Source organism: Streptomyces sp. 13-12-16 (genome assembly GCF_002114215.1).
GTDB lineage: Bacteria > Actinomycetota > Actinomycetes > Streptomycetales > Streptomycetaceae > Streptomyces.
In genome coordinates, this window is record NZ_NCTE01000730.1 from 1,031 (window position 1) to 6,641 (window position 5,611).

Annotated in this window: 5 protein-coding genes; all 5 read left to right on the forward strand. The window is 72.7% G+C overall.

Features of this window, described 5'->3' with window-relative positions; all coding sequences use genetic code 11:
• Positions 1-743 (forward strand): xanthine dehydrogenase family protein subunit M (locus tag B7767_RS27365; RefSeq protein WP_085574514.1); only part of this gene is annotated, 743 nt, incomplete at its 5' end.
• A complete protein-coding gene (locus B7767_RS27370) occupies positions 743-1,318 on the forward strand; it encodes a (2Fe-2S)-binding protein (protein ID WP_085574515.1) in 576 nt (191 codons plus the stop codon). The genes B7767_RS27365 and B7767_RS27370, both read left to right, overlap by 1 nt.
• A gap of 2 nt (positions 1,319-1,320) precedes the next feature.
• Positions 1,321-3,705, forward strand: a complete 2,385-nt coding sequence (locus tag B7767_RS27375) for a xanthine dehydrogenase family protein molybdopterin-binding subunit (protein WP_085574516.1) — start codon at positions 1,321-1,323, stop codon at positions 3,703-3,705.
• Between the two features lie 253 nt (positions 3,706-3,958).
• On the forward strand, positions 3,959-5,416 hold the full coding sequence (locus B7767_RS27380) for an NCS2 family permease (RefSeq protein ID WP_085574517.1): 1,458 nt from the start codon (positions 3,959-3,961) through the stop codon (positions 5,414-5,416).
• Positions 5,417-5,466: 50 nt separating this feature from the next.
• A partial coding sequence (locus B7767_RS27385) for an XdhC family protein (protein ID WP_143652655.1) occupies positions 5,467-5,611 on the forward strand: 145 nt, incomplete at its 3' end.

Consider the following 5,611-nt stretch of genomic DNA (forward strand, 5'->3'; position numbering starts at 1 on the left):
GCGTCGGCGACCTGTACGAGTGGGAGGTCGGCGAGGACAGCGTACGGCTCGGCGCCTCCGTCCCGTATGCGAGGATCATGGAACACCTGCGCGCCGAGCTGCCGGGCCTCGCCCTCGCCTCCCACACGGTCGCCTCCCCGCAGATCCGCAACCGCGGCGGCGTCGGCGGCAACCTCGGCACCGCCTCCCCGGCCGGCGACGCCCACCCGGCGCTGCTCGCCGCCGGCGCCGAGGTCGAGGCCGAGTCGGTGCGCGGGTCGCGCCGCATCCCCATCGACGCGTTCTACACCGGCGTGAAGCGCAACGCGCTGGCGCCCGACGAGCTGATCCGCGCCGTCCACGTCAAGAAGGCCGACGGCCCCCAGCAGTACTCCAAGGTCGGCACCCGCAACGCCATGGTCATCGCCGTGTGCGCCTTCGGGCTGGCCCTGCACCCCGGGACGCGGACGGTGCGGACGGGAATCGGTTCGGCGGCACCCACGCCCGTCCGGGCGCGGGCGGCCGAGGAGTTCCTGAGCGCGGCGCTGGAGGAGGGCGGCTTCTGGGACAACGGGAAGATCATCACCCCCTCCGTCGCCAAGCGGTTCGCCGACCTGTGCGCCGGCGCCTGCAACCCGATCGACGACGTGCGCGGCACCGCGGGCTACCGCCGTCACGCGGTCGGCGTCATGGCCCGCCGCACCCTGACCTGGACCTGGGAGTCGTACCGCGGCGCCCGTCACCTCACGGAGGGAGCCGCGTAATGCGCATCGACTTCACCGTCAACGGACGCCCCCAGGAGGCCGACGACGTCTGGGAGGGCGAGTCCCTGCTGTACGTGCTGCGCGAGCGGCTCGGCCTGCCCGGTTCCAAGAACGCCTGCGAGCAGGGCGAGTGCGGGTCGTGCACCGTCCGGCTCGACGGCGTGCCCGTGTGCTCCTGCCTCGTCGCCGCCGGTCAGGTGCAGGGCCGCGAGGTCGTCACCGTGGAGGGCCTGGCCGACCACGCCCGGCAGCGTGCCCGCGGCGCCGGCGGCACGTGCGGCACCTCCCTCGACGAGGCCAAGGGGTGGCAGGCTGACGGCACCGACTCGCAGACCGGCGAGGGCGCCGAACTCTCGCCCGTGCAGCAGGCGTTCATCGACGCCGGCGCCGTCCAGTGCGGCTTCTGCACGCCGGGCCTGCTGGTCGCCGCCGACGAGATGCTGGAGCGCAACCCCGACCCGACCGACGCGGACATCCGCGAGGCCCTGTCGGGCAACCTGTGCCGCTGCACCGGCTACGAGAAGATCATGGACGCGGTCCGCCTGGCGGCCGCACGCCGGGCCGAGGGGGTCTGAGCATGCCGACGAACGGTGTTCCCACCAAGATCACGCAGGGCTCGGGCACCAAGGGCGGCATCGGCGAGTCCACCCTCCGCCCGGACGGCACCCTCAAGGTCACCGGCGAGTTCGCGTACTCCTCCGACATGTGGCACGAGGACATGCTCTGGGGGCAGATCCTGCGCTCCACGGTCGCCCACGCCGAGATCGTGTCCATCGACACGAGCGAGGCCCTCGCCGTCCCCGGCGTCCACGCCGTGATGACGTACGACGACCTGCCGACCGACGTGAGGAACTACGGTCTGGAGATCCAGGACACCCCCGTCCTCGCGCACGGCAAGGTCCGCCACCACGGCGAACCGGTCGCGATCGTCGCCGCCGACCACCCGGAGACCGCCCGCCGCGCCGCCGCGAAGATCAAGGTGGAGTACCGCGAGCTGCCGGTGATCACCGACGAGGCCTCCGCGACCGCCCCGGACGCCGTCCTGGTCCACGAGAACCGCGACGATCACCACATCGGCCACGTCCCGCACCCCAACATCGTCCACCGTCAGCCGATCGTCCGCGGCGACGTGGCGGCGGCCCGGGAGCGGGCCGACGTGATCGTCGAGGGCGAGTACACCTTCGGCATGCAGGACCAGGCCTTCCTCGGCCCCGAGTCCGGCCTCGCCGTGCCCGAGGAGGACGGCGGCGTCCACCTCTACATCGCCACCCAGTGGCTCCACTCCGACCTGCGCCAGATCGCACCCGTCCTCGGACTGCCCGAGGACAGGGTACGGATGACCCTGGCCGGCGTCGGCGGCGCGTTCGGCGGACGCGAGGACCTGTCCATGCAGATCCACGCCTGCCTGCTCGCCCTGCGCACCGGCAAGCCCGTCAAGATCGTCTACAACCGCTTCGAGTCCTTCTTCGGCCACGTCCACCGCCACCCGGCCAAGCTGTTCTACGAGCACGGCGCCACGGCGGACGGCAAGCTGACCCACGTCAAGTGCCGCATCGTCCTCGACGGCGGCGCGTACGCCTCCGCCTCCCCGGCCGTGGTCGGCAACGCCTCCTCGCTCGGCGTCGGCCCGTACGTCGTCGACGACGTCGACATCGAGGCCCTCGCCCTCTACACCAACAACCCGCCCTGCGGCGCCATGCGCGGCTTCGGCGCGGTCCAGGCGTGCTTCGCGTACGAGGCGCAGATGGACAAGCTGGCGGCGCGGCTCGGCATCGACCCGGTGGAGCTGCGGCAGCGCAACGCCATGGAACAGGGCACGCTCATGCCCACCGGGCAGCCCGTCGACTCCCCGGCGCCGGTCGCCGAACTCCTGCGCCGCGTCAAGGCGATGCCCATGCCCCCGGAGCGCCAGTGGGAGTCCAGCGAGGGCGCCGACGTGCGCCAGCTGCCGGGCGGTCTGTCCAACACCACGCACGGCGAAGGCGTCGTACGCGGTGTCGGCTACGCGGTCGGCATCAAGAACGTCGGTTTCTCCGAGGGCTTCGACGACTACTCCACCGCCCGGGTGCGGATGGAGGTGGCCGGCGGGGAGCCGGTCGCCACCGTGCACACCGCGATGGCGGAGGTCGGCCAGGGCGGTGTCACCGTCCACGCGCAGATCGCCCGCACCGAGCTGGGCGTCGGCCGGGTGACCATCCACCCAGCCGACACCCGGGTGGGCTCGGCCGGTTCGACGTCCGCGTCGAGGCAGACGTACGTCACCGGCGGTGCGGTCAGGAACGCCTGCGAGCTGGTCCGCGAGCGGGTGCTGGAACTCGGCCGGCGCAGGTTCGGGTCGTACCACCCGGCCTGGGCGAGCGCCGAACTCCTGCTGGAGGGCGGCAAGGTCGTCACCGACGGCGGCGAGGTGCTCGCCGACCTGGTGGACGTCCTCGGCGACGAGGCCGTCGAGGTCGAGGAGGAGTGGCGGCACCGGCCGACCGAACCCTTCGACCTGCGCACCGGCCAGGGCAACGGCCACGTCCAGTACTCCTTCGCCGCGCACCGCGCCGTCGTCGAGGTCGACACAGAACTCGGCCTGGTGAAGGTCGTCGAACTGGCCTGCGCGCAGGACGTCGGCAAGGCGCTCAACCCGCTGTCCGTCATCGGCCAGATCCAGGGCGGCACCACCCAGGGGCTGGGCGTGGCGGTCATGGAGGAGATCGTCGTCGACCCGAGGACCGCGAAGGTGCGCAACCCGTCCTTCACGGACTACCTCATCCCCACCATCCTCGACACCCCGACCATCCCCGTCGACGTCCTGGAACTCGCCGACGACCACGCCCCCTACGGCCTACGGGGCGTCGGCGAGGCCCCCACCCTGTCCTCGACCCCGGCGGTCCTCGCGGCGATCCGCGACGCGACGGGCCTGGAGCTCGACAGGACCCCGGTACGCCCGGAACACCTCACCGGGACCGCGTAGCCCCCGCGCCGCTGCGGGCAGTCGCGCGGCACACCGCGACACCACCCGCCGCTGCGGGCAGTCGTGCCTCCCGGTGCCGCAAGGACCTGGGAGGCGCCCCGACGCCGGACGGGCGACCCCACCCCGGTCGCCCCCGGCGCCGTACACCTTGTTCGTCTCGGGCCGTCCCCCGGGTCGTGCACCTCCCCAGATCCCGGCCCCGCCCCGAGCGGCGGCGTCCGGGTGTCCCCGTGAACCTTGGGAGCAGGCCCACATGACCCACCCGTCCGTGCAGCCCAGGACCACCGCCGACGACGCGGGCGCGGGAACCCGCGTCCCCGCCGGCCGTTCCCGGCTCGACCGGTACTTCCACATCACCCACAGAGGGTCCACCGTCGCCCGCGAGGTGCGCGGCGGCGTCACCACCTTCATGGCGATGGCGTACATCCTCCTGCTCAACCCCCTCGTACTCTCCGGCCAGGACGCCGCCGGGCACACCCTCGCCCGCACCGCCCTGATCACGGCGACCGCCCTCGCCGCCGCCCTCACCACGCTCCTGATGGGCTTCGTCGGCAAGGTGCCGCTCGCCCTCGCCGCCGGCCTCTCCGTCTCCGGAGTGCTCGCCTCGCAGGTCGCGCCCGTGATGACCTGGCCGCAGGCCATGGGCATGTGCGTGATGTACGGCGTGGTCATCATGCTGCTCGTGGTCACCGGCCTACGCGAGATGATCATGAACGCGATCCCGCTCGCGCTCAAGCACGCGATCACTATGGGCATCGGCCTGTTCGTCGCCCTGATCGGCTTCTACAAGGCCGGTTTCGTGCACCAGGGCGAGGCGACCCCGGTCGTCCTCGGTCCGGCGGGCGAACTGGCCGGCTGGCCGGTCCTCCTGTTCGCCGTCACCCTCCTCGCCGTCTTCATGCTCCAGGCGCGCGGCGTCCCCGGCGCCATCCTGATCGGCGTCGTCGGCGGCACCGTGCTCGCCGTCGCGCTCAACGCGTTCGGGGTCGTCGACCCGGAGCAGTGGGCGAGCGGCGCCCCCGAACTGCACGGCAGCGCGGTCTCGATGCCCGACTTCTCGCTCTTCGGGGACGTCGAGTTCGGCGGCTGGGGAGAGGCCGGTGCGATGACGGTCGGCATGATCGTGTTCACGCTCGTCCTCGCCGGCTTCTTCGACGCGATGGCGACGATCATCGGCGTCGGCACCGAGGCGGGGCTCGCCGACGACAAGGGCCGGATGCCGGGCCTGTCCAGGGCGCTGTTCGTCGACGGCGCCGGCGGCGCGATCGGCGGTGTCTCCGGCGCCTCCGGGCAGACCGTGTTCGTCGAGTCGGCGACCGGCGTCGGCGAGGGGGCCCGTACCGGCCTGTCCTCCGTCGTCACCGGGCTCCTCTTCGCCGCCTGCCTGTTCCTCACCCCGCTGACGGCGATCGTGCCGGGCGAGGTCGCCGCCGCCGCGCTGGTGGTGATCGGCGCGATGATGATGATGAACGCCCGCCATGTCGACTGGGCCGACCGCGCCACCGCGATCCCGGTGTTCCTGACGGTGGTGATCATGCCGTTCACGTACTCCATCACGGCGGGGGTCGCGGCCGGGGTCATCTCGTACGTCGCCGTCAGGACCGCCCAGGGCAGGGCGCGGGAGACCGGGGCCTTCATGTGGGGCCTGACGCTGGTCTTCGTCGTCTACTTCGCCCTCGCCCCGATCGAGAGCTGGCTGGGCGTGCGCTAGCCGTCGTCCGCGGGAACCCGTCACGCAACCACAGCCGAGGAGAGCGAGAGATGCTGGACATCGCCGAGGAACTGGACCGGTGGGTCGGGCAGGGCCGCGACTTCGCGGTGGCCACCGTGGTGGCGGTCGGCGGCAGCGCGCCCCGCCGGCCCGGAGCCGCGCTCGCGGTGGACGCCGGCGGCACGGCGATCGGCT